We start from the raw sequence: 24,870 nt of genomic DNA, 5'->3' as shown, positions 1-24,870 counted from the left end.
TATGGATACGCTTGATTTATCAAATCAAATTTATATTAATTACTATTACGCATCAATTACGATGGATCCTAGTAGAGGAATACCAACCTGAGTCAGTCGTTTTTTTGCTTCTATTAGATCTTTAGGACTAGCTACTTCATTTTTAACAACAAGCATAACGCCATCGGATTTTTCCGCTAATACAATAGCATCCGTAACATCTAATACAGGCGGTGTATCAATGATAACCACATCGTATTCATCGCGAATATATTCCCAAATTGTAGATAACTTACTAGAATCTACTACTTCAGAAGGATGCTCAACTATCTCGCCCGCAGTAAGCACATCCAAATGAGGAATTATATTACGATGAATCGTCAAATCTTCATCCATGATAACTGCATTTGTAAGACCTTTATTTTGTACATTGAATGCTACATGCTGTACTGGATTACGTAAATTACCATCTACTAAAAGAACTTTATTATTATTCTTTGATAGAGCTATTGCCGTATTGGCCGCTACCTCAGAGGTACCTTCTCCACCAGTAGCAGCTGTAATACAAATTATCTTACTTTTATGTTGATTGCATACGTATTGTAAATTGCTGCGCAATGTACGATATGCCTCTACTAGCGGTGTATCACCACGTTCATTAGAAATTAGTCTTATCATATTAACCTCTCACTTTGCGCCACAATGCTACGATACGATTACTAGGTTCTTCATATTCCTTTTCTTCATGATTTGGAATGACACCTAAGTTTTCAATACCAAGAATCTCATTGATTTCTTGTACGGATTGAACCTTGCGATTACAGAAGAACTGACCCAATGTGTAAAGGCAACCAAGAATAATTCCTAAAATTGCAGAGCCTAATAAAATAAGTACTTTACGAGGAGCAATAGCTTTTTCTGGCAATGTAGGAGCATCTACGATTTGCACTTCATTTGGCACCATTACTTCTGCTACCTTGGCTTCTTCTAAGCGTTTAGATAGCATTTCGTAAATATCTTGTGCTACATCTACATCACGTTTGGCTTGAATATAACCACGTTCTTTTTCTGGTAAGTTTTTCATAGCCTCTTCGTTTTCTTTATCAAGTTCAGCCAATGTAGACTCTTTGCCTTGTGCTACGGCTAAAGCCGCTTCATTTCTGAATTTATCGGCCAACAAACCTTGTTGAGCAGAATTGCTAGATGGTGCTTGTTGGGTTGCAATAGCATTAATCTCAGCATTTAAGCCGCTTTTTGCTTCTTCAATTTGTTGGTTAAGTTCTTTCATCGCAGGATGCTCATCAGTATATTTGCCAACATAGGAAGCCCTACGAGATTCTAAATCGGCTAGTTGCCCTTTATAAGCCTGAACGGTAGCACTGTCAGCAATACTTTTACCAGCAGAACCTAATTGCTCATTAATACTGCCCAACGCTGCTTGCGCTGTTTCTAAATCAAGTTGATTTTGAGCTTTCTCACGATCGATAAGGGTAATCTTATCCGTTAATCCCTTCATTTGATCTGCGGTGGAGTAAACCTTATTATCCACTTGGAATTGTTGCAATTTCTTTTCTGCTTGCTCCAATTCTTCTTTTGCAGTTACTACGCGTTTTTGCAAGAACTCCCGTGTCGTCCGTTGCTCAACATGTGAAATGTCTGCTAAGCGCTTTAAGAATGTATCAATTAATAATTGATTAGCCTCTTGTGCTTGTTCTGGACTTTTACCAGTTACACTAACTTGTAATAATTCAGTTTCTTTATATGGTTTTGTTTCGATACGCGTTTTAACAAACTCTTCGTATGTAGGTGCTTTACCTGTTCCCTCTGGATCTTCAATAGCGGAAATAACAGGTTCTACAACATTACGACTCTTTAAAATTTCTGCATCTGTATTCATCAATTGACGTGCCATAGAATCAGAATAACCATTAGCACTTGATAATACAGAGTTACTTAAACCTTGAGATTGCTTAATGCGCAACATAGATGTAGATTGATAGGTAGATGATGCTAACAGGCTATATGCACCACCTAATACAATACAAGCAACCGTTACATTGATAATTTTACGGCGCCGTTTAACGAGGACTCTACCGACCTCTTTTAAATCAATAATTTGTTCCACCCATATACCCCTTTCTGTGAAAGTTTACAAACAACAGGGTCTCTCCCTTTTAGGAATATGTACTGTATATCTCCCTCTCACGTAGATTACAGTTTTGAATAAATGATTATAATTAAATTGTTATACATTATGATTTGGATGATATGTTGGGACGATATCTTGTAATACATTGATTACATCCAAATCAGATTTACACGTTTCAAAGCGCTCGATTTCACCACTTAACCATTCTTGGTCTACATCTTCTAATGCAGCTTCAAAAATCTTCTTATGTGTAGTTGTGTTAGTGCCTTCTTCAGCAGTTAATAATTCTTCATATAGCTTTTCACCTGGACGTAAGCCAGTAAATTCAATACGAATATCTTTATCAGGCTCATATCCAGAAAGACGAATCATATTCTTTGCTAAATCAACAATTTTCACTGGTTCACCCATATCTAATAAGAACACTTCACCACCATTCCCCATAGCACCAGCTTGTAAAACAAGTTGGCTTGCTTCTGGAATAGTCATAAAGTAACGAGTCATTTCGGGATCTGTAACAGTTACAGGGCCGCCAGCTTCAATTTGTTTACGGAATAATGGAATAACAGAACCTCGACTACCAAGAACATTACCAAAGCGAACGGTAATAAACTTTGTATCGTACTTATGATTCATACCAAGTACAACCTTTTCTGCCACTCGCTTCGTAGCACCCATGACACTTGTTGGATTTACCGCCTTGTCTGTGGAAATCATAACAAAACGTTCAACACCATGTGCCCCTGCTACATCTGCTACATTACGAGTACCATAAATATTATTTAGCACCGCTGCAATTGGTTGGATTTCCATAAGTGGTACATGTTTATGAGCTGCAGCATGGAATACTACATCTGGTTCATAGTCAGTAAAAATTTGGTCTAACTGATTTTTATCTCGAATATCAGCAATAATGGGAACCAAAGTCCCTTCAGGTACAATGGATCGCAACTCTTGGTGAATAAGATAAATACTATTTTCACCATGTCCTAGTAACAATAGTTTTTTAGGTTTTACCCGCAGTACTTGACGACAGATTTCAGAACCAATAGAACCACCTGCACCAGTAACAAGAACTACTTTATCCTTAAGATATGGTTCCACCTTAGATGTATCGAGATGAATTTCATCACGCTCTAATAAGTCCTCGATAGAAACAGGATGAAGATGGGATACAAGGACTTCGTCATCTAGTAACTGGTACATCCCCGGCAATGTATTAATCTTACATTTAAGAGGAGAGCAGATTTCCATAATCTCACGAATGACATCGCGCTTTACAGATGGCATGGCAATGATTATTTCTTCAACCTTATATCTTGCTACAAGCATTGGAATATCTTCACGATTCCCTAAAATTCTAAAGCCATTCATAAGACGGTTATGTTTAAACATATCATCATCAACAAACCCAATGATTCTTCGAGACCGCTTATGATAACGTTCGATTTCACGAGCTATCGTTGCACCGGCATCACCAGCACCTATAATGAGTGTATTTACTTGGCCACTTTCACCATCGTCCCCATTACTATAATGAAGTGCCACGTAATGAAGTAACATACGTCCCATACCAACGGTACCGGTAGTTAAAAACCATGTAATAAAATAGATAGAACGTGGTAAAGATTTGCCAAAAGCAAACATGGAGGAATAAAAGATTGCTGTACCAATAGTTGTAGCTACAAAAACAGCTAGAACCTCTCTCATCCCTGCATAACGCCATATGCGCGTATATAGGTGCATGACCAAGAACATCAACATATATGAAACTAATAATAATGGCAATGCATCTACCATTTGATCAATATATCGAGGTTCTATATAACCGTCAAATCTAATAAATAAACTGATAAATGCAACAATAACAATCGTCGCAATATCGGCAATAAACAGTATGGCTGGTAATAAATATGAACGCAAAAGAACGCCCCCTTATATGTGAGATAAACCCTATCCTTAATTTTTGCCGATTCGAGATACCATGTATGCGCCGGTCAAGATTGGAGCAATATCACGAGCAAAGTTGATGCGGCTATTTTTAGTCAAGTAAAGAACATCCCCTTCACGCATAATATAGTTTTCGGACATATCTCCAGTTTGTAACATACGATTTAAATTTATAGGAATTGGTTTTTCAGGATTATCTTGATGAATCAAGTAAATTTTCTTTTTAGCTGTATCCCAGTTAAAGCTACCAGCAGCACCAATAGCATCGATAACGGTACTAGACTTAGTCAATGTATAGGCACCAGGTTTATTAATCTCACCGAATACATACACACGAACACCACCAAGTTTCGTAACATTTACAGTAATATCTGGATTAATAATGTAACGAGATAGACCTTGCTGTAATTGAGCCGTAAACTCATCGACGGTTAATCCATCTGCTTTTACTGGTCCCACCATAGGGAATGATACATATCCATCAGGACGGACAGTGTACATGATGTCGTTCCCATTACGTGTACCAAGATCCGCTTGTTGTACAACTTGAATGGTTAGTTCATCCCCTTGACGTAGACGATACTCTTTATCTGAGCTCACAACAGATGCACTCGTTTCTAGTGGTGCATGACCTTCTGTTTGTAATGCTTTAGCATTGTAGGACTGTTCTGTTGTTACATTAACAGGTGTAGCCATAGATGTTGTTGTGGCACATAAGAATGCTGCCATCATCATATACTGTTTTTTATTCATACTTTACCTCTTTGATTTACATACAACCCACTCAATACATCACTTATTTTCTAAGATTATTAATCCTAAAAAATCGGTTAAGTCATTTTATCATTATTTTAAATTTTCTTCCATAAACGCAGACCATTCTGAGCTAACTTCATCAAAACTTTAAGAAGGAATCCCGTAAATATAAGGTTTTCACCATCTATTCATGGGTATTTTTTTACTCACTTCACTCACATTTCACCCGATTTTTTCATTTATTTTCGATAAATAAATTAAATATATATAAACTCAATTCACCATCGCTTCACAAAATCATCAAAATCTCATCAAATTTATTGATGAAACAAAAAAAATAAGGTGTATATACTAGCTTTCTAGTATATACACCTTATTTAAAATTTTAGATAAGTCCTACTGACTTAAGGTATTAATTATTCAACACGACCGCCTAAATATGCTTCCATAACGCGAGGATCATGACGTACTTCATCAGCTGGACCAGATAATACCATTTTACCTGTTTCCAATACATACGCGTAATCAGCAATTTTCAATGCTTGTCGTACATTTTGTTCTACCAAAAGAACAGTAGTTCCTTCAGCACTAATTTCTTTGATAGTTTCAAAGATTTCATTTACTACTAATGGTGCAAGACCCATTGATGGTTCATCCAATAGTAAGAGCTTTGGACGTGCCATAAGTGCACGACCAATAGCTAACATTTGCTGTTGACCACCAGATAGAGTACCACCTAATTGGTAACTACGTTCGTCAAGGATTGGGAAGCGTTTAAATACTTTTTTAATATCTGCTTCAATCTCATTATCGTTACGAATATAAGCACCCATTTCTAGGTTTTCATAAACGCTCATATCTTGAAGAATTTGACGACCTTCAGGAACCAAGGAAATACCACCATGTACAATTTGATGTGTTTTATGACCAGTAATATCTTGGCCTTCAAATAATACTTTACCAGATGTTGGTTTTACAAGCCCCATGATGGTTTTCATAGTTGTAGATTTACCGGCACCATTGGCACCAATCAAGGATACAATAGAGCCTTGAGGTACTTCTAAACTAATATTTTTTAAGGCTGTAATATGTCCATAACCAGCCACGATGTTTTCTAGCTTTAACATATTACGCCTCCTCTTTACCTAAGTAAGCTTCAATTACAGCCTCATTGTTTTGAATTTCTTGAGGTGTACCTTCAGCAATCTTTTTACCAAAGTTGAATACTACCAAACGGTCACAAATATTCATCATCAATTCCATAGCATGTTCAATTACGACAACAGTAATACCTAGATCGCGAATCTTACCAATTAATTGGCGCAATGCTTCTGTTTCACTATCGTTCATACCTGCTGCTGGCTCATCGAGCAAAATTAATTGAGGATGCGTTGCCAAGGCACGTGCAATTTCAAGGCGACGTTGTTTACCATATGGCAAAGATGTAGCTACCTCTTCAGCATCGTCTTCAAGACCTACCAACTTTAAGAACTCATAAGCAATACCACGACAACGTTCTTCTTCAATACGTTGGCGTTTAGTTCTTAAGAAACTAGCAACGAAACCAGAACCTGTTCGGCAATGCATACCTGTTAAAACAGTTTCTAAAGCTGTCATATTACCAAAGAGACGAATATTTTGGAATGTACGAGCTATACCCATTTCAACTGTTCTATGTGGCTTAATACCTACAACAGACATGCCATCAAATACGATTTCACCAGAACTTACAGGGAATACACCAGTAATCAAGTTAAAGAGTGTAGTCTTACCAGCACCGTTTGGACCAATAACACCAAACACTTCACCTTGTTTTACACCAAAGGATATACCGGTGAGAGCTGCAACGCCACCAAAGCTTTTACTTACGTCATTTAATTCTAATAGCATTCAGTTCCCTCCTATCCTTGTTTTTCTTCTTGTTGTTTGCGTTTATACGCTTCAAAACGTTCTGTTAATACTTGTGATTCAGGAATATATGGAGCTTTTTTAAAGCCTAATTTACGACTAATTTTGTCTACCATAGATTCTGTTAAAATACCATCTGGGCGAACTGCCATCAAGATAACAAGCAATGCACCGTAGATGATGTCCCGATAATCGGATAAGAAGCGCAATACTTCTGGCAATAATGTAAGAATAAAGGAGCCTAATACGGAACCCCATACAACATTAGAACCACCAAATACAGGGAATAATAAGATTTGTACTACCTTATGGTAGCTAAAGTCTGTAGGATTGATAAAGTTTGTAATATGAGCATACAAACCACCGCCAATACCAGCGATGAAAGCACCAATGATAAAGGCCATCATCTTGTAGTATACAACGTTAATCCCCATTAATTCTGCTGCATGATCATCAGCCTTAATCGCTGCAAAGGCACGACCAACACGGCTATTATTAATGCGTACACAGAAGGCAATAATCAATACTAAGATTGCCAATAGGATAATGATAGCCATTAAGTTGCCCCATGCAACAGCATCAATACCCATCAAACCATCGATATCAAGTTCATAGGCTAAGTTTGTTAATTCTTGAGGAATGGATGGAATACCAGAAAGGCCTAATGCACCATTAGTAATATCCAAGTTCAAGAAAATAACACGCACCACCTCGCCAAAACCAAGAGTAGCAATGGCAAGATATAAACCGCGAAGACGTGTTGTTGGTAAACCGATAATAACGGCTACAAGACTGGCAACTAGGCCACCAATGATAATGCCTACAACGATAGGCAAATCAGCCTTCAAAGAAAGGATAGCGCCTACGTATGCACCAACGCTCATAAAGCCAGCAGCCCCTAAAGAAAGCTGACCACTTGCAAGTGTAAAGTAAATAGAGATACCCATGATGGCATTGATGATGAAGAACATCACGATCTGTAGATAATACGGGTTCAATAAATCCATTATGGTCTCCCCCCTTTATCTTTAGAACCAAACAAGCCTTGTGGGCGCCAGAATAATAATAGGATGATGAGGCCAAAGGCCACAGCATCACGGAATGTAGATGCGCCATAGGCAACAGAGAAGATTTCTGCTACGCCTAAAATGAAGCCGCCAACCATAGCGCCTGTAATATTACCAAGGCCACCTAAGATAAGCACTGCAAGGCCTTTAAAGCCGATGATAACGCCCATTGTAGGCTCAATAGCATTAAAGGACAAACCTACTAATACGCCTGCAGCAGCACCTAAGGCAGATGCAATCATAACAGTAACAGATATAATCATGGTTGGATTAATACCCAACAAAGCTGCCGTTTCAGTGCTCATGGATACAGCGCGGATAGCCTTACCAATTTTAGTTTTCTTAATAACTACATTAAGAATTAACATTAACACAACAGAAACGCCTAAGCCAATAATTTGTACCATGGAAATTTTGAAAGCTCCAAAGTCGATTAGGCCACCAATATAATCTGGTGGGAAAGATCTTGTTTGAGGGCCCCAAAGCAATAATGCCAAACTTTCAAGGAAAATAGAAACACCAATGGTACTAATAAGTGGTGCCAAGTGAGACACCTTTTTCTTGCGGAGTGGACGAAGCGCCACAAATTCTAAAAGATAACCGAGGATAGCACCGACAGCCATAGCTACGATAAGGGCTACAAAAATGTTAACGTCAAAAACAGTTACCATAAAAAGACCAACGAAGGCACCTATCATAAAGATGCCTCCGTGTGCCATGTTGATGATATTTAAAACGCCAAACACAAGTGTTAAGCCAATAGCGAGTACAGCATATAAGCTACCGAGGGTTAACCCGTTAACTAATTGTTGTAAAAACACTATATTACCTCAACTTTTATTTTTTTAATGCGTCAAATTGACCGTTTTTAATTTGTAAAACTTGAACTTCCATGGAAGGATCGCGTTTTTCGTTGAACTTGAATTGACCAGTTACACCAACGAAGTCAGCAATATTTTTCAAAGCTTCGCGGAATTTTTCACGATCTGTAGTAGAACCTGCTTTTTTCAAAGCTGCTTCATAGAGGTATACTGCATCATAAGCTTGAGCTGCGAATTGGTCTGGTTCTTTACCGTATTTATCTTTGTAAGCTTTACGGAAGTCTTTTACCTTTTGATCGTCTTTGTTAGGGAACCAAGGTGTACCTACGATAACACCATCAGCTGCAGCACCTGCAATTTTAATGAATTCAGGGCTGTTAAAGCCATTGGAACCAATTACAGGTTGATTCATACCCATTTCACGCATTTTTTTCATGATTAATGCGCCTTCTTGGTAAAGAGAAGCAACTACGATAACATCAGGTTTTGCTTGTTGAATCTTAGTTAATTGTGCAGAGAAATCAGTATCTTTATCTGCAAATGTTTCAGTATCAACAATTTGTACGCCTTCAGATTCCAATGCTTTACGAGCTGTATTATTTACAGATACCATTTGGTCATTGTTGTTGGAGTACATAATAGCTGCAGTTTTGAAGCCTAAAGTTTTATGTGCTTCTTTAATTGCAGTATCTACTGCTAAGGATTCAGGTACAGCATTACGGAAAATGTAATCGCCGATATCTGTAATACCTTCAGCTGTTGTAGATGTACCAAGAGCTACGATTTTGCTTTTGTTTGCTACAGGACCAGCTGCCATCATTTCACCAGATAACATTGGGCCGATAACAGCTACAACTTTATCCTTAGAAATTACTTTATTCATTGCATTAATTGCTTCGTTTTTATCACCTTTAGTATCTTCTACTAATAAGTTGATTTTTACAGCATTTGCATCAGCGTTGATTTCGCTTACTGCCAATTCTGCACCAGCTTTAATGGACTCACCATATGCTGCTGCACCACCAGTTGTTGTTGTTAACAATGCAATTTTAGCTTCATTGCTATTTGCATTACCTGCATCTTTATTACTGCCACAACCAGCAGCAACTGCCATTACACCAGCAAGACCAAAAATGGCTGCTTTTTTTAACATGGATTTATTCATGCTACATCCTTCCTTTGAAACATAAAACTTTAAATCTATATCTATATTATTAGAGTTTTCAATTTTTTGTCAATTAAAATAACTCTATAATAATATATACTATTATAAGTTATTCAGATAATCGTTCCCATTTCTCATACAATGCATCTAACTCACTTTGTGTAGATTCAATTTGTATGGAAATTTTGGACATTTCATCTAAATCTTGCTGTACTACAGGATTAGCCAATTGCACTTCATACATCTTCATGGTTGCTTCTAAACGAGCAATTTCAGATTCTACCTCAGCTAATTGTTTTTCCACCATATATGCATTCGGTTTCTTCTGAGGTTCCTCTGTCGGTTCTGATGTTGAAAGTACTGGTTCAATAACTGAAACAACTTTATTTTCAACTTTATCACTCTCTGAGTTCTGTTCATTAGCTAATGCTAATAAATCTTCTTGTTCTTTCAGCTTTTCTTTATAGTACGAGTAATTACCAAGATATTCAGTAATTTTTCCATCATCTAAAACAATGGTTTTTGTAGAAACTTGATCTAAGAAATATCTGTCATGGGAAATAATAAAACATGTACCTTCAAATTGTTGCAAGGCTTGTTCCACAATTTCGCGCGTTGGAATATCTAAATGGTTCGTCGGTTCGTCTAAGATAAGAAAATTATCACCTTGAAGGAATAATTTTAATAATGCTAAACGAGCTCTCTCACCACCAGATAAGTCACCTACAAGCTTAAATACATCATCCCCTTTAAATAGGAATGAACCTAATACATTACGGGCCTTCTCTTCAGTGTAGTTAAAGTGATTCATAACCTCTTCTACTACCTGCCAAGAATCATGTAGTTCTTCATGCTCTTGCGAGAAATATCCCACTTGTACGCGATTACCGATATCTACGTGACCATTCTCAGGAAATAATTCACCTACAATAGTTTTTACGAGTGTCGATTTACCTGCCCCATTAGGACCAATAAGAGCTACTGATTCACCTCGTCGAACTACGAGTGATATATCATCAATGATAGGACTTTCACCATACCCTACTGATAAATGATCTAGGACAAGAACCTTATCCGCACTCATCGCTGCAGGAGGGAAAGAAAATTGTAAATGATGTGAGGTTACCGGTGCATCAAGTCGTTCTAAACGGTTAAGTTGAGACTGCCGGCCACGAGCCATTTTAGATTTTATACCTGCACGATATTTATCTATATAGGCCTCTGTCTTCTTGATGTACTCCTGTTGTTTCTCATAGGCCACCATATCTGCTTTCAAACGTTCATCCCGTTGTTGAATATAGCGGCTGTAATTACCACGATAGATTGTCGCCTTATGGTTATCTAGTTCTACAACACCAGTGACAATACGATCTAAAAAATAGCGGTCATGGCTGACGATGAGAATACCGCCAGGATAGGCAGATAAATAACCCTCTAGCCACTCTAACATGTCCATATCTAAATGGTTAGTTGGCTCGTCTAAGAACAAAAAGTCTGGACGGCGTACCAAGGCTTTAGCTAAATTAATGCGAGTCTTTTGACCACCAGAAAAAGCACTAGCTGGCTTATCTAAATCCTCATCGGTAAAACCAAGTCCATAAATGATACGTTTAGTCTTTTGCTCATAATCATAGCCACCTAGCCATTCTAAACGATTTTGCAAATAATCCAATCGCTGCAGATCCGATTCACTAGCTTCTTCAGACTCCAAACGCGTGGTAAGTTCTTTTAGTTGCTCCTCTAATACATGGACATCGGCCCAAGCTTTTTCAATTTCTGTAGCTAAACTATCATCTCCTAGATTTACATCTTGTTGTAAGTAACCAATACTGGCTACAGGAGACTTAACTACATTGCCTTCATCTAATTCTTCATAGCCTAATATGCATTTTAACAAGGTGGATTTCCCAGCCCCATTAGGTCCTACCAAGGCTAGTCGCTCACCTTCTTTTATCTCAAAAGACACATTGGAAAATACTTGGCGCACCCCAAATGATTTTCCAAGGCCTATCATTCGAATGCGTTCCATTCATAACCTCCTAATCATTACCCTTTATTATACCACAATTGCCCGAACTAATATTAGCATCTCTATAGAATCTTTTGTTTTTCTACTATGTCGGAATAATTTACCTAGTAAAGGAATATCTCCTAAAATAGGTACTTTTTGAATTTGATGTTGATCGCGATTATCCATAAGTCCACCTATAACGAGTACCTCTCCAGGTTGTAACCGCACCCGTGTATGTGCTTGCCGCGTACTAATTTTATAAGCTTTCATTTCGGATACCATGATAGGTGTACTTACTTCAGCGTGAATTTTTGCATCTACACCGCCATCCCCAGTAATAATAGGCGTGTAGTTTAACTTAATCCCCACCTCTTCATAACGTGTAGAACGCTTACGTTCGCCATTCACTTCGGACTCTTCTATAACAGGGATACGTTCACCGATCAAGATATGTGCTGTTTCACCATTTAAGGCCATAATAGATGGCTTAGCAATTAGCGCGGCTTTACCGGAACTTTCCATAATACTCAACTCGGGTTTCACAAAAAATTTATAGGCTTCACCACCGGGTGTTTTACCAAAGGTAACGGCCCCGTAAGAATTAGTTTTATCTTCACCATGTCCTGTCAAGCTAAGCCACGACCAACGAATGCCTTGCTCCTTTGCATAAGATTGTTCCATAGCAATGACTGTCGCTTCTAATTGTACTTGCTTAGGCTCCTTATCTATAGCTTTAATCAGTGTTTCTACACGCCGTTTCTCTCCACTGGTCAAATGCATAATCACTTCATTTTGTTCTGAAAGTACCGCCATTTTATCATGTTTCACAACAGTGCCCATTATATTTTTTAAAGACTCTGCTGGCAAATGCTCCGGTGTTATAACATATAATTCTCTATTTTCAAGTGCTTTGTCATCTGGCTCAATAAGAATCGTATTATATTGTTTTGAAACGGAAAAATGATATAGCCTTCCTAATTCTTTTATAAGATCCTCTGGTGTTTCACCTTGCACAGTAGCCGTAATGTTACCTGTTAAAGATTCTACACCCATAACAGATATACGATAACTCCGACAAATCCCTAATACTGTTTCTTTTAGAGAAGCATTACGAACGGATATCGTAATTGATCCTTTTGATTTTCTCAGCTCGCCCTTTTCATTAATTACGTTATCCTTTTCTATGTCATTATTATTATTTGATTTACCATTACTAATTTCTCTATCTAGTGAGTCCCTATCGCTTTCTAGATTAGTAGTTACTGCTGGCCCTGTATTACTCGCTAATACTATAGAAGATTCCCCTAATGATGCATATAGAAACATAACCACTATTATAATTATTTTTAGTAGTATGCTAGCTTTGAATAGTTTTTTTCTTACTATGGTCACTTTACTACGTAAGCAATCCTTACCTAATTGATTTTTAACCACCGTGATGAACCTCCTTCAACGATTTCTACACCACTTGCACTTATATTAGAGACAGTAACGCCATGCCAAACCATCCCAACAGTAACCATTTGCTCCTCTGTACCTTTTCGTAAAATAGCAATAATCTCATTGCCCTCAACAATACCAACAAGTTCAACAGGCTGTTCCATACTCGAAGAATTTAACCTACTATGAGACTTTGAATTAATTTGATTATTAGTAAAATCATCACTGCTATCACTAATGGTTTTATCCCCTGTGTGTTTATTCTTATTCTGTGTTCTCCTGGTTTTATACCTATTAGTCCGTCCTTTATATGTATCCCTGCCTGAGTACTTACTATTATTAAACCCTTGCATATCATTAATGCTATCAGCCACTTCATCTACATCCTTAGTATCTTCATGTCTACCATGTACATCATTATCTGGTAAATCTTTAAAAACCTCTCTCCAAGGATGACCGCGTTCCACGCTGCTCACATCATATAACAAACGGCCCTCACTTTTAGTTTTTAGATTGTCATCTTTTCTCGTTTCTTTAGCATCACTGTTATGATGTTTCTGTCTATTATGTGATATTCCTTCTGATGATTCTTTTGAACTTAATCGGGTCTGATTATTTTCCCCACCATTAACATGCTCAGGTTGTATATGAACACGTTCTTCTTCGTGAGGATATAAAACACCAACGATTAATATGCCAACTATAATTACAAGAAAAACAGAAATAATAATTTTATAGTGACGAATAATAAAATACTGTTTATCAATCCATAATTTAATGCGTTGTATATAATCTTGTAAGTTCATATTCCACCTCCTGCTGACATATTCTAGGAGGTCCTTTTAAATTCCTACAAAAAAATGACTCTACCAGTCACCTAGGTGACTAATAGAGTCATTCATTATATTGACAAATCAAAAGGATTTGTTCTTGTTTTATTTGCTTTTAAAACCATCAGGATGAGATGTATGCCATTTCCAAGCATCTTTGATAACATCGGCTATATTACTGAATTTAGGATCCCAACCAAGTAATTCTTTAATTTTTTCAGAGGAAGCAATCAATGTACCTGGATCGCCAGCACGACGATCACCATATTGAACAGGAATATCGATACCAGTTACCTCTTTAGCAGTTTCAATAATTTCCTTAACGGAGAAGCCATTGCCACTACCAAGATTAAACACTTGAGATTCACCACCGTTACGCAAATAATCCATTGCTAACACATGAGCTGTAGCCAAATCATTAACATGAATATAATCGCGTACACATGTACCATCAGCTGTATTATAATCAGTACCAAAAACAGTTATGTGCTCTCTTTTACCACGAGCTGCATCTAGCACAAGCGGAATCAAATGTGTTTCCGGATGATGATCTTCCCCAATCGTACCAGACGGATCTGCGCCAGCCGCATTAAAATAACGCAATGCAACATACGTAGAACCATAAATAGCACTATAATCAGATAGCATTTCTTCAATCATCAGTTTAGTACGACCATATACATTAGTTGGATGCAATGGCGCATCTTCACGAATTGGCACTATCTCTGGTTCCCCATAAACAGCAGCTGTACTGGAAAATACAAAATGTTTTACACCAGCATTACGAGCAGACTCAATAAGATGATATGAGCCAACTACATTATTTTCATAATAAATAGCTGGATTCACCATAGATTCACCGACCTGTGAATGAGCCGCAAAATGCATAACACCAATGATATTATGACCTTTCATAATATCTACTAATTTTGGATCTGCTATATCCATATTGTAGAACTGTACCCCTTCAGGAATTGATTCTACATGACCGCGCGATAGATTATCTACAATAATAGGTGTATAACCCGATTGTTGTAAGGCACGTACTGTGTGACTCCCAATATAACCAGCCCCACCTGTTACTAAAATATTCATAGTTCCCCCTTATGAATTCTCTCCATCCTTTACATGAGCCAATTTTGGACCGATGAGACGTTTATAAACTTCAACACCTGGTTGATCGAAAGCGTCTACACCAGCAAAAATAGATTCAAAGTAAACAGCCCAACAATGCATAAACATGATTTCCCCTAAATGGAATGCATTTAATGTTGGTACAGTTATCGTCATATTAAAGCGATTGTCACTAGATAAAGCCTCTCTATTAGCATCTAATGCAATATTGAGAATATCACAAATGCCTACATTACCAAGTGCTTGCAATCGTTCATATTGACTATGTGTATTAGGCACTACAAGATTATGTTGCCACTCTTTAACCTTAATAAATTGAACGACCTTATTAAGGCGACCTTCTTGATGCTCTTGTACTTGAGCATGCATATCCATAGTTCCTACTGCCGCAACTGGTGTACGACCATAAGGTAAGCATGTATTACTCATCTTACCTAACGATTCGGACAATAGCTGTACATACCAATCAGATAAGGAATGAAGGGCTTCCCCATAAGGCATAAACACCTCAATAATACGACCATAACGTTCGGACGCAATATATTTTAGCAATGCACTTAATAAAGCAGGATTTTTGAAAATATCCTCTTCTTGGCAAGCAGCATCCATTGAAGCTGCACCAGCTAAGAACCCCTCAATATCAAAGCCCACAAGAGCCGCCGTTACAAAGCCAACCTCTGTAAACACAGAGAAACGACCGCCAACACCATAGGGAATACTATAGGTTTTCCAATGATTTTCTAGTGCCATAGAACGTAGAACTGTAGGATGTTCATCATCAGACGTATCGGTAACAGCTACTACTTCATAATTTATATTCCGATCTTGCAATGCTTTTTCCAAAATCATGAAATTAGCCATTGGTTCGATAGTAGAGCCAGACTTAGAGGTGATAACGAGCATCACCTTATAGTCGGGTCCTTTTTTCTGAGCTTGATACTCTAAGGTACGAATAAGGCCTGATAAATAATCACCATCTACGTTAAATCCAGCAAAATACATCCGTGGATATCCGTTGCGTTCTTCCGTACTAAGATTATTCCAAAATGCACCACATTGAACATCAAAAATAACCTTACTACCCAAATAAGAACCACCAATACCTACAGATACAACTGTATCAATATTATGGCGAGCATAGTCCCTCAATTCATAAAGACGTTTTAGCATTGCAGGTGTATTAATACCATCTTCAGAAATATAAGGAAGTTGGTAAAACAATACCGGTTCAGGCAAGCCGTCCTTGGAAACATGGCCTTCTTCAAAGCCTGTAGAGCGTAAAATATTGGTATGGCGCCAAACATTTTGTATAGCACGCTCAAAGTTTTTTACGTCTCGTTCTTGTATGCAACTTTCATTATATATGTTAGCGTAATCTAACTCGAACCCCGATTGTAATCGCAACATCAAATATCTCCTTCACTGACATTTTATGTACAATATTCTACTCATTATACCATAAAACAATGAATAAAATATTAGTTTATGCAATCAATTCACCCACAAACCATAACCAAACCCCACTGCATAAACAGACCATAACAATGCAATAGGGATAGCTAGTTTAAACTTAAGCTTTAAAGTCTTATGACGCCAAATAACCATGCCCAATAGCGCACCAAGGCCGCCAAAGGCAAATGCTAAAAATAATAATGTGAACTCTGAAATCCGATTATACCCCTTAATAGCACATAGCTTATCATATCCATACATGCTAAATACAATTAGATTCCATAGCCCTACAGTAACCCAGAATTGTGTATCACTCATGTCCCCAAACCTTATATACCTTACTTATGATGAGCTTTAAAATATTCTAATGTTTTTTGTAAGCCTTCATCTAATGTTGTTGAAGCTACAAATCCAAAATCACGTTCTGCCTTTGCATTACTTAAACGTGAATGTTTGATATCCCCTATGCGTTCGTCTTCATAATGAACCATAAAATCAGCACCACTAATAGATCTGAATCGTGTAATTAACTCATTAACAGATGTTCCCGTATTAGTAGACACGTTATAAATACCTGTACAGCTAGTATTGCCCATAGCCTTAATATTAGCTTCTACCACATCTTCTACATAAATGAAGTCTCTTGTTTGTTCCCCATCACCATATACGGTTAAAGGCTTACCTTCAACGATTAAACGATTGAAAATACTAATAACGCCACCTTCACCACCATCACCTTGACGTGGACCATATACATTGGCATATCTAAAGCATACTGTATTTAACCCGAAAGCTTCACGATAGATACGTAAATACCCTTCTGCAGTAAGCTTAGTCAAACCATAGAAGGATGATGGCATACCACTTAGTTCTTCTGTCAATGGTAATACTGCTAAGTCCCCATACACAGCAGCCGAAGAAGGCATTAAGAATTGTTCAACTTTCACCTTACGACAGGCATCAAGTACATTAATAAGCCCTAACAAATTAACATCACAGTCATAACTTGGATTCTCCATAGAGGATTGAACCATAGTTTGAGCAGCCTCATGAAATACAATAGAGGGCTTAAACTCTTCAAAAACAGATAATAATTTTGGATCTCGTACATCCATCTCAATAAATTGAGCAGAATCATGTACAAAAGAACGCATACCTGTAGATAAATTATCTATAACGAGCACATTGTGCCCCAATTCAATTAATCGATCAACGAGATGGGAACCAATAAAACCGGCTCCACCTGTAACACATATATTCATAACACCCTCCTTTCTGAGAAAGTTAAATTCCCGCGCCTTGTTTGGCTAGTACATCAGCCATTTCATTATATGTATCACCCGTATGAGCAGCTACCTTGTGAAAGTGTACGCGCACACGGTCTTTTATAGAGTCATAAAACGCAGCATAATGTTGAGTCAGTGCATTATTGCGTTTCCATCGTTTAGTAGCCCACATTTCTATTCCCATATAATCATAATATAGGGAACATTCTGGAATACCACGGTCAATGGCATATTTCATAACATACATAGCAGCTAGTAGCTCACCAGCTACATTCCAAAATGATGTATATCGTTCATCATTCGAAGGAAATGAAAAAGTCTCCTTAGACCCATTCAAGAAGATAACGCCACCAGCGCCAACTGTATTGGTGCCTTTATTATAACTACCATCAATATAAGCAATAATATGGTCGGCCTTAGTAAAATCTGGTTTCACCACATCTGGAGATACCTTATTTTGAACTTTAGAACTAAATCCTATAGGTCTAGAATTCATAGATTTAGACTTAACTGCTTGTGGCGATTTAGGTTCGCTCCGTTTAGCACTCATGAAATCACTCAAGGATAATCCTGAATCATCTACAAAGGCACGTGCTTCTGCTTCTGTAGGGAAAGATTTGTAGATAGCACCGCCAAAACCCTTTACCTGTTTCTCACAATCTGCCCATGTAGTATAAACTCCTGGTACACGGCCTTGACGAACTGCATAAAACTTCTTTGCCATACGTACCTCTTAATGATCCATTGTAAGTGATACAAATTCAGCATTTACAACAGAGGCCAAGTTCTTTGGATTTACCTTCATCTGCATGCCTCGTAGACCAGCGCTTACATATACAAACTCTTGAGGCTCCATTGTGGCATCAAAATAGGTAGGAAATGATTTTTTCATCCCCACTGGAGAACATCCGCCCCGTAAGTATCCGGTAATACCTAGTAAGTCCTTAACATGAATCAATTCTACAGACTTATTATGACTGACACGAGCCGCTTGTTTCATATCTAGCTCTTCAGCCACTGGAATACAGAATACTACAAACCCTGTTTTATCGCCCTTACCAACAAGTGTTTTAAAGACTTGTTTTTCATCGAGTCCTAAAGCTTCTACTACATGAAGGCCTGCAGCACGCTCTTCAGACCACTCATATTCGCTAATACTATAAGGTATCTTATGAGTATCTAAAATACGTAATGCATTTGTTTTCTTATGTTTCTCTTTACCCACTATAACCTCCATATACTAGCATAACAAATAAATTTAATCATACCATAATATATTTCTATCGATAAATATATTTTTCATTACTATTTATTTACGATTTTATTAATATTTTTTAGTTCAATACGCAAGGTTCCATCATCATTAGTTTTGATTTCAATGAACTCGCGATTTTTCATATACTCTACAGGAAAAGAAATTTCAATGCCCGTATCGGTTTTAATCTTATGATGTTCGCCAACCTTCGTAGCAAACTCTCGATTAACAGGTAGAGGCCTCATCATATCCGCATCAGCTAATTCTTTCTTAGCCGCCTCTTGTTGAACAGGATTGGCTTTAAATACCTCTTCCACAATGCGAACAGGATCTACTGTATCAGATACTTCTGCATTTTTCGCAATCATAGACTTTGCAATCGTCAATTCAACGACACCATCTGACTCATGGGCTTGAGCCACCTTATCTACGATAGCTTTCACCTTTTTCACCGTATCTCTAGAAGATTGGTTAGTGCCTAATTGCAATACCTTATCTGCTAAGATATAGGATACTTCACCATCAAATTCACCTTTTGGTTCAAAAATTCGAACGCTAAAATCATGCAAATTAATCGATGCAAAGGCGCGTAACTTTTGTGAAGGCATAGGCAACACAGCCTTATGAGAAACAAGTTCAGTAGCTAAACTGCCATCATCTTCACTAAATAGTTGATGAGTAAAAGCATCATGAGCTTGGCACAGAAGAATGCAGATATAAGATGCATCCGTAACAGCTTCACAAATAATCGTATCGATAACAACGGAGTCCGTCGCTTGTTTCATATAGGTAAACAAGCTTTCACCTAAATTCTTAGATAACTCTATAAACTTGAGGTCTCCATTTTTATAATCGACTAATTGTTTACCAAATGGACTTGCATCATGCAAGGTACCTGTTCTAGCACCGGGGTCTTTGAACGCCTTAACTACATGATTTGAAATATAATCATGAATAGCTTGATCGCCAACCTTTAATTCATGTTCAGAGTATACAGCTAAAGAAGACGTAAAATCGAAAATCTCTAGCGCCGCCTTATTAATCTGCATGATGCCTCCTTATAACAGTAAAAACGATTACCCTTTATTATACCACTCTTTTAGCTTTCGTTTATCAACTTTTGAGCATTCTGTAAGAGGTAACATAGGAATAGGGTAAATAGATTTTGGCCATTCTATGGAAGGTCTATGATGCCGAATTGTTTCCATAACATCAGCTACTAGAACATTATCCTCCAACACCATATACGCTACAAAATCTTCCCCTTTTACATCATCTATGATATCGATAATAGCTACTTCTGAGACACCATCTATAGATTGCAAATAAGTTTCCATGGAGGGAATAGATATTTTATAGCCCCCCTTGTTTACCACATCTCCTTGTCGCCCAGTAAACATAAGATACCCCTCTGTATCTATATAACCACAATCATTAACGGTATATGTATCAGAAATGCCTTCAATATGATATTTTGTAGTTACATATATAACCCCATCATCTGCTTTAATTCGGACTGTTGGGAATGGCCTGCCCACAGTGCCTTCTCGGTCTAGCCACTCTTTACCTGTGCAATAGGTTATATAGTTAAGCTCAGAAGCACCATAATACAGAATAAACTCCATATTAGGACATAGCTGTTGCAACTGCTCCATCAAATGACGATCAAGCACTTGTGAGCCAGCAATAATATAGTTAATCGCAGATAATTTACATTTACAATGCCTTACGAGCAATCTAAGTTTTGTAGGAAGAGCATAGATATGATCTACTTCATATCTTTCAAGCAGCTCAATCCATCGAGTAGGACGCAAGGAACTGGTAGTAACAATGGTTCCTCCTGCCCATAAGACAGCAACAACCATATTACTAACACCAGTAAAACTAAAGCTGCCTTGCAAAAAGATTTTTGTATCTTCGTTGATATGAAAGATATTATTTTGAATATCAAAAAACTCTCGCCAAGATTCTTCCTTTCGCCACAAGGGCTTAGGACGCCCCGTAGTGCCCGATGTAAGCACACCAAAATCAGTTAATGGTAACACGCCTTCATCAGCTATAATATGAGCTAATTCGTCTATATACTCACTATCCATTTCATTATGGCATACCATAGGAATGTAACATCTATACAATGCACCTAACCATTGTACAAGTTGTTCTAAAAAGGATTGACTCTGAATTAAAAGAACTTTATTTTTTAATGTTTCTTTAACTTGAGTAAGATGTACGATACCACTAGTATCATCAAGATCTATTGAAAGAATAGCATCATACAATTCACCATATGTATACTGTGTATCATCTACAATAAGAGCAACCTTATGAGGCTTTAAGTCTTTATATTGTCGTAACCGTTCAATAATTGTCATTTTACATTCGTTCCATAATCAAAGCAGTTCCTGTACCGCCTGCACCGGCAATAGCACATAAACCATAGCGACCATTACAAGATTCTAAAGCAGCCATACAATGAAGAGCTAATATAGCACCAGAACAGCCATAAGGATGTCCATACGCTAAGGCACCACCCAATTTATTATATTTTTCTAAATGCTTAGGATAGGCCTTATTGAAGAGAACATCAATGATAGCAAAGGCTTCGTTCCACTCTACTACATCAATATCATCCATCGTTAGACCAGTGCGTTTTAAAATCGCTTCTGTGCTTTCTAAAGCTCCTTCTGGACTAAACTGAGGATTTCCCGCCCAAGGCATAATACTATGAATTCTAAAGGGCCCTTTTTCATGAGATACGTATACAAAAGCCGCGCCATCATGAGTTAAACAAGCATTGCCTGCATTTGTAATGGAATTAGGTCCTAATAAAGGCTTCATACGTGATAATAGTTTCTCATTCATCTTAGGGCGAATACATTCATCTACACATGCTTTTCCATCGATGGTAATAGGCATAATATAAGATTGCAAATATGGATTATCTAAGGCCTCAATGGCCCGTTGGTGACTGCCAATAATGTATGGATATAAATCTTCCTTGAGTACATTATGCTTTTGAATCGTCCTCTCTGCCCCTTCTAACATAGCTAGAGGAGAACAATCGTTAGGGCTAAACTGAGCAACCTTATATAGGCCTTCACGATTATCACCAGCTGCATACATCCTATCGGGCTGTAATGAAGAACTTTCAATACCACCAGCAATAGCCGAATCCATAACACCTGATGCAATATGTGTATAGGCCATCTCAATACTCATCAAGGCTGATGCACATTGCATATCTACGGTAATCCCAGGAACAGAATTCGGTAAATTAGTCATGAGCCCCATAAGGCGACCAATATTCCCACCTGTACCAACTGCATTACCACAAAAGATCCCATCCACTTGTGAAATATCATAACGATTGATTAATTCATTAATGAGTTGAGCTCCTAACATTTCAGGTCTCATATTTCTATATTGTCCATGTAATACGCCTATAGGGATTCTAAGCCCACCATGAATATATACTGACATATTAGCTCCTATAAGAAAATGCAGAAAAGAGGCATCCCAAGGAATGCCTCTTTTCATTATTACATTCTAAATTTTAATTTTAGTTGCTAACCAAGAAGCAACGAGACATTTTACAATATCCCCAGGAATGAATGGGAACATTACTACAGGCAATGCCGCCCAAAGTTCAGTTTTTGTTACAATCATAAAGCCTGCAACGCCAAATAGATATACTACAGGAATAGTAATTACAAGAGAACGCCATGCATAAGAGAAGAAGCTCTTCTTAGAACCTTTGAATACGCTTAATAATGTATAAGCTATTGGCCAAGAGAAGATAAAGCCCCCTGTTGGTCCTAATAATTTGCCAAGACCTGCTGTGCCACCAACGAATACTGGTAAACCTACAGCACCAAGTAAAACGTAAATGATAAATACAATAAATGCATCCTTTGGTTGCAATAATAGACCTGTTAATGTAGCCACCAAAGTCAATGCAGTTACCATAGCCGGACTAAATGGCAATGGGAACGAAATATATGCTGAAATACATAATAAGGCTGTTAATAAAGCCATTTTTGTTAAACGTCTTGCTTCCATAATTACCTCTAACTAATACATCTTTGTTTTAAAGATGTTAAATCTTCATTTTCACCAAAAAACGTAGCAGAAAATGCCAATGTGTCACCTACATAACCTTCTACATGAGCATCTTCAGAGTTTTCCACCAAAGTTACCTGATCATCTGCAATAACGGGTGCATGAAAATAAATAGCCATCTGCTGTGCAGATTTACTAATATTCCAATAATTCCATAAATTTTCTAAAATCATACAACCAGGCACTACATAGGGCGATTCACGATGAATTTCATTGGTATCGTTAATATCATTTACAAATCGTATGATATCCTCCTTAGAGAAAGATATCGTCCGATCATTCTCTTCTTCATGAATTATTGAACGAATACGAAATTTTCTCGGTACCGGTCGTAAATCAACTATTAAAAAACCTGATTTGTCTAGAATACCAATTGTAGTAGTTTTAGCAACTTGATATAAAATACCACAGATAGATTGATCACTACCCGAAGCATCATAATGCATATGCTTAATAACACAATGCCCTGGTAATCCAAAATCATTATTACACAATGTTGTAAAGAGCGATCTCATATAATCACAGTCCTTTATTTATTCAATAAATTGATTATAATCAACATTATTTTATTAGTCAACAAAATCACATCCGATTTGTTGACAATAATGCAAAAATATCGCTACCAATTAAAAGAACCTATGGTAACATCCACAGGCTCTTTTAATATATAGATTTACTATTTAAGATCTAGTTCTTTCAAATAAGCTTTGAAATTTTCACCTAACTCTTCATTACGAAGGGCATACTCAACAGTAGCTTTCAAATAACCTAATTTATCGCCTGTATCATAACGAATACCTTCATACGCTAAAGCATACGTATCAGTTTTGGATGCAGCTAGAGCATCAGTCAATTGAACTTCATTACCTACGCCTGGCTTTGTATTTTCCAAAATATTGAAAATATCTGGCGTTAAAATATAACGACCTAATACTGCAAGTCTAGATGGTGCATCTTCTTTTTTTGGTTTTTCCACCAAATTATGAACGCGATATAAATTATCCGCTAATGCTTCACCGGATACAATGCCATAAGAGCTAACTTTATCCTCAGGTACAAATTGAGCCCCTAAGATAATACCAGGATGTTCATCGTAACACTCAATTAACTGTTTAAGGCATGGATTTTCAGGATTATATACAATATCATCACCAAGCAACACAGCAAATGGTTCATCACCAATAAAGGCTTTTGCACATAGTACAGCATCGCCAAGACCACGAGGAGCTTTTTGACGAATAAAGTGAACTTTAATATCTGCTAAGTCTTTAATCATAGCCAATTGTTTATTTTTACCTTGGCTTTGTAAAAGCAATTCTAGTTCCACACTGCTATCAAAATGATCTTCAATAGCGCGTTTATTACGACCTGTAATGATTAGGATCTCTTCAATACCAGAATCTAATGCTTCTTTTACAATATATTGGATAGCAGGTGTATCCACGATAGGAAGCATTTCCTTTGGTTGTGCTTTAGTAGCTGGTAAGAAGCGTGTACCAAAGCCAGCTGCTGGAATAACGGCTTTTCTAATACGTTGCATAGTTATCT

Annotated in this window: 24 protein-coding genes; all 24 read right to left on the bottom strand. The window is 37.5% G+C overall.

Annotation, left to right across the window (positions count from 1 at the left end):
* Positions 1 to 45 precede the first annotated feature (45 nt).
* Positions 46 to 657, bottom strand: coding sequence for a CpsD/CapB family tyrosine-protein kinase (locus ACSV5T_RS06450; protein ID WP_438320549.1), 612 nt, complete (start codon positions 655 to 657; stop codon positions 46 to 48).
* A 1-nt stretch (position 658) separates the two neighbouring features.
* A complete protein-coding gene (locus ACSV5T_RS06445; RefSeq protein ID WP_438320548.1) occupies positions 659 to 2,104 on the bottom strand; it encodes a GumC family protein in 1,446 nt (481 codons plus the stop codon).
* A 120-nt stretch (positions 2,105 to 2,224) separates the two neighbouring features.
* The gene (locus ACSV5T_RS06440) at positions 2,225 to 4,051 is read right to left on the bottom strand and encodes a polysaccharide biosynthesis protein (RefSeq protein WP_227720791.1); all 1,827 of its coding nucleotides are present in this window, start codon (positions 4,049 to 4,051) and stop codon (positions 2,225 to 2,227) included.
* A 36-nt stretch (positions 4,052 to 4,087) separates the two neighbouring features.
* Positions 4,088 to 4,831 carry a polysaccharide biosynthesis/export family protein gene (locus tag ACSV5T_RS06435; RefSeq protein WP_438320547.1) on the bottom strand — a complete coding sequence of 248 codons (744 nt, stop codon included), beginning with the start codon at positions 4,829 to 4,831 and terminating at the stop codon, positions 4,088 to 4,090.
* A 419-nt stretch (positions 4,832 to 5,250) separates the two neighbouring features.
* Positions 5,251 to 5,961: an ABC transporter ATP-binding protein gene (locus tag ACSV5T_RS06430; RefSeq protein ID WP_005387028.1), complete on the bottom strand. Its 711-nt coding sequence runs from the start codon at positions 5,959 to 5,961 to the stop codon at positions 5,251 to 5,253.
* Position 5,962: 1 nt separating this feature from the next.
* On the bottom strand, positions 5,963 to 6,724 hold the full coding sequence (locus tag ACSV5T_RS06425) for an ABC transporter ATP-binding protein (protein WP_005387030.1): 762 nt from the start codon (positions 6,722 to 6,724) through the stop codon (positions 5,963 to 5,965).
* A gap of 11 nt (positions 6,725 to 6,735) precedes the next feature.
* Positions 6,736 to 7,749, bottom strand: a complete 1,014-nt coding sequence (locus ACSV5T_RS06420; RefSeq protein WP_005387032.1) for a branched-chain amino acid ABC transporter permease — start codon at positions 7,747 to 7,749, stop codon at positions 6,736 to 6,738.
* Positions 7,749 to 8,630, bottom strand: coding sequence for a branched-chain amino acid ABC transporter permease (locus ACSV5T_RS06415; RefSeq protein WP_005387034.1), 882 nt, complete (start codon positions 8,628 to 8,630; stop codon positions 7,749 to 7,751). Before ACSV5T_RS06415 ends, ACSV5T_RS06420 begins: the two co-directional genes overlap by 1 nt.
* A 16-nt stretch (positions 8,631 to 8,646) precedes the next feature.
* Positions 8,647 to 9,795, bottom strand: a complete 1,149-nt coding sequence (locus ACSV5T_RS06410) for an ABC transporter substrate-binding protein (RefSeq protein WP_005387036.1) — start codon at positions 9,793 to 9,795, stop codon at positions 8,647 to 8,649.
* 109 nt (positions 9,796 to 9,904) lie between these two features.
* Positions 9,905 to 11,824, bottom strand: coding sequence for an ABC-F family ATP-binding cassette domain-containing protein (locus tag ACSV5T_RS06405; protein ID WP_295793334.1), 1,920 nt, complete (start codon positions 11,822 to 11,824; stop codon positions 9,905 to 9,907).
* Positions 11,825 to 11,851: 27 nt separating this feature from the next.
* Positions 11,852 to 12,991 (bottom strand): type II secretion system protein GspD, encoded by a 1,140-nt coding sequence (locus ACSV5T_RS06400; protein ID WP_438320624.1) that lies wholly within the window; start codon positions 12,989 to 12,991, stop codon positions 11,852 to 11,854.
* 230 nt (positions 12,992 to 13,221) lie between these two features.
* On the bottom strand, positions 13,222 to 14,052 hold the full coding sequence (locus ACSV5T_RS06395; RefSeq protein ID WP_257846663.1) for a hypothetical protein: 831 nt from the start codon (positions 14,050 to 14,052) through the stop codon (positions 13,222 to 13,224).
* 129 nt (positions 14,053 to 14,181) lie between these two features.
* The gene (galE, locus tag ACSV5T_RS06390; RefSeq protein WP_438320546.1) at positions 14,182 to 15,171 is read right to left on the bottom strand and encodes a UDP-glucose 4-epimerase GalE; all 990 of its coding nucleotides are present in this window, start codon (positions 15,169 to 15,171) and stop codon (positions 14,182 to 14,184) included.
* Between the two features lie 9 nt (positions 15,172 to 15,180).
* The gene (locus tag ACSV5T_RS06385) at positions 15,181 to 16,617 is read right to left on the bottom strand and encodes a glucose-6-phosphate isomerase (RefSeq protein WP_119206285.1); all 1,437 of its coding nucleotides are present in this window, start codon (positions 16,615 to 16,617) and stop codon (positions 15,181 to 15,183) included.
* A gap of 84 nt (positions 16,618 to 16,701) precedes the next feature.
* Entirely contained in the window at positions 16,702 to 16,980 is a 279-nt protein-coding gene (locus ACSV5T_RS06380) for a DUF1294 domain-containing protein (protein WP_024065484.1), read from the bottom strand.
* 20 nt (positions 16,981 to 17,000) lie between these two features.
* Entirely contained in the window at positions 17,001 to 17,924 is a 924-nt protein-coding gene (locus tag ACSV5T_RS06375) for an NAD-dependent epimerase/dehydratase family protein (RefSeq protein WP_105088996.1), read from the bottom strand.
* Between the two features lie 22 nt (positions 17,925 to 17,946).
* Entirely contained in the window at positions 17,947 to 18,672 is a 726-nt protein-coding gene (locus tag ACSV5T_RS06370) for a ribonuclease H1 domain-containing protein (RefSeq protein ID WP_438320545.1), read from the bottom strand.
* A 9-nt stretch (positions 18,673 to 18,681) separates the two neighbouring features.
* Complete coding sequence (gene ybaK / locus ACSV5T_RS06365; RefSeq protein ID WP_039969269.1) at positions 18,682 to 19,173, bottom strand: Cys-tRNA(Pro) deacylase; 492 nt, start codon at positions 19,171 to 19,173, stop codon at positions 18,682 to 18,684.
* Between the two features lie 80 nt (positions 19,174 to 19,253).
* Positions 19,254 to 20,252: a nucleoid-associated protein gene (locus tag ACSV5T_RS06360; protein WP_005387052.1), complete on the bottom strand. Its 999-nt coding sequence runs from the start codon at positions 20,250 to 20,252 to the stop codon at positions 19,254 to 19,256.
* Between the two features lie 27 nt (positions 20,253 to 20,279).
* A complete protein-coding gene (locus ACSV5T_RS06355) occupies positions 20,280 to 21,575 on the bottom strand; it encodes an AMP-binding protein (RefSeq protein ID WP_438320544.1) in 1,296 nt (431 codons plus the stop codon).
* A 1-nt stretch (position 21,576) separates the two neighbouring features.
* A complete protein-coding gene (locus ACSV5T_RS06350) occupies positions 21,577 to 22,683 on the bottom strand; it encodes a thiolase family protein (protein ID WP_438320543.1) in 1,107 nt (368 codons plus the stop codon).
* Between the two features lie 66 nt (positions 22,684 to 22,749).
* Positions 22,750 to 23,262: a biotin transporter BioY gene (locus ACSV5T_RS06345; RefSeq protein ID WP_005387058.1), complete on the bottom strand. Its 513-nt coding sequence runs from the start codon at positions 23,260 to 23,262 to the stop codon at positions 22,750 to 22,752.
* An 8-nt stretch (positions 23,263 to 23,270) separates the two neighbouring features.
* Entirely contained in the window at positions 23,271 to 23,837 is a 567-nt protein-coding gene (locus ACSV5T_RS06340; protein WP_298633262.1) for a hypothetical protein, read from the bottom strand.
* Between the two features lie 161 nt (positions 23,838 to 23,998).
* On the bottom strand, positions 23,999 to 24,862 hold the full coding sequence (gene galU / locus ACSV5T_RS06335; protein ID WP_005387062.1) for a UTP--glucose-1-phosphate uridylyltransferase GalU: 864 nt from the start codon (positions 24,860 to 24,862) through the stop codon (positions 23,999 to 24,001).
* Between the last annotated feature and the right edge of the window lie 8 nt (positions 24,863 to 24,870).

Source organism: Veillonella sp. ZSJB6 (genome assembly GCF_051549505.1).
Lineage (GTDB): Bacteria > Bacillota > Negativicutes > Veillonellales > Veillonellaceae > Veillonella.
The sequence above is the reverse complement of the archived record's forward strand: the minus strand, read 5'-3'. Positions and strand labels throughout refer to the sequence as shown.

Bases quoted from the DNA above. Each gene is read 5' to 3' on its own strand.
- ACSV5T_RS06450 (WP_438320549.1), bottom strand. From the start codon at position 657: ATGATAAGACTAATTTCTAATGAACGTGGTGATACACCGCTAGTAGAG.
- ACSV5T_RS06435 (WP_438320547.1), bottom strand. From the start codon at position 4,831: ATGAATAAAAAACAGTATATGATGATGGCAGCATTCTTATGTGCCACA.
- ACSV5T_RS06430 (WP_005387028.1), bottom strand. From the start codon at position 5,961: ATGTTAAAGCTAGAAAACATCGTGGCTGGTTATGGACATATTACAGCC.
- ACSV5T_RS06425 (WP_005387030.1), bottom strand. From the start codon at position 6,724: ATGCTATTAGAATTAAATGACGTAAGTAAAAGCTTTGGTGGCGTTGCA.
- ACSV5T_RS06420 (WP_005387032.1), bottom strand. From the start codon at position 7,749: ATGGATTTATTGAACCCGTATTATCTACAGATCGTGATGTTCTTCATC.
- ACSV5T_RS06410 (WP_005387036.1), bottom strand. From the start codon at position 9,795: ATGAATAAATCCATGTTAAAAAAAGCAGCCATTTTTGGTCTTGCTGGT.
- ACSV5T_RS06405 (WP_295793334.1), bottom strand. From the start codon at position 11,824: ATGGAACGCATTCGAATGATAGGCCTTGGAAAATCATTTGGGGTGCGC.
- ACSV5T_RS06395 (WP_257846663.1), bottom strand. From the start codon at position 14,052: ATGAACTTACAAGATTATATACAACGCATTAAATTATGGATTGATAAA.
- galE (WP_438320546.1), bottom strand. From the start codon at position 15,171: ATGAATATTTTAGTAACAGGTGGGGCTGGTTATATTGGGAGTCACACA.
- ACSV5T_RS06385 (WP_119206285.1), bottom strand. From the start codon at position 16,617: ATGTTGCGATTACAATCGGGGTTCGAGTTAGATTACGCTAACATATAT.
- ACSV5T_RS06380 (WP_024065484.1), bottom strand. From the start codon at position 16,980: ATGAGTGATACACAATTCTGGGTTACTGTAGGGCTATGGAATCTAATT.
- ACSV5T_RS06375 (WP_105088996.1), bottom strand. From the start codon at position 17,924: ATGAATATATGTGTTACAGGTGGAGCCGGTTTTATTGGTTCCCATCTC.
- ACSV5T_RS06370 (WP_438320545.1), bottom strand. From the start codon at position 18,672: ATGGCAAAGAAGTTTTATGCAGTTCGTCAAGGCCGTGTACCAGGAGTT.
- ACSV5T_RS06360 (WP_005387052.1), bottom strand. From the start codon at position 20,252: ATGCAGATTAATAAGGCGGCGCTAGAGATTTTCGATTTTACGTCTTCT.
- ACSV5T_RS06355 (WP_438320544.1), bottom strand. From the start codon at position 21,575: ATGACAATTATTGAACGGTTACGACAATATAAAGACTTAAAGCCTCAT.
- ACSV5T_RS06350 (WP_438320543.1), bottom strand. From the start codon at position 22,683: ATGTCAGTATATATTCATGGTGGGCTTAGAATCCCTATAGGCGTATTA.
- ACSV5T_RS06345 (WP_005387058.1), bottom strand. From the start codon at position 23,262: ATGGAAGCAAGACGTTTAACAAAAATGGCTTTATTAACAGCCTTATTA.
- ACSV5T_RS06340 (WP_298633262.1), bottom strand. From the start codon at position 23,837: ATGAGATCGCTCTTTACAACATTGTGTAATAATGATTTTGGATTACCA.
- galU (WP_005387062.1), bottom strand. From the start codon at position 24,862: ATGCAACGTATTAGAAAAGCCGTTATTCCAGCAGCTGGCTTTGGTACA.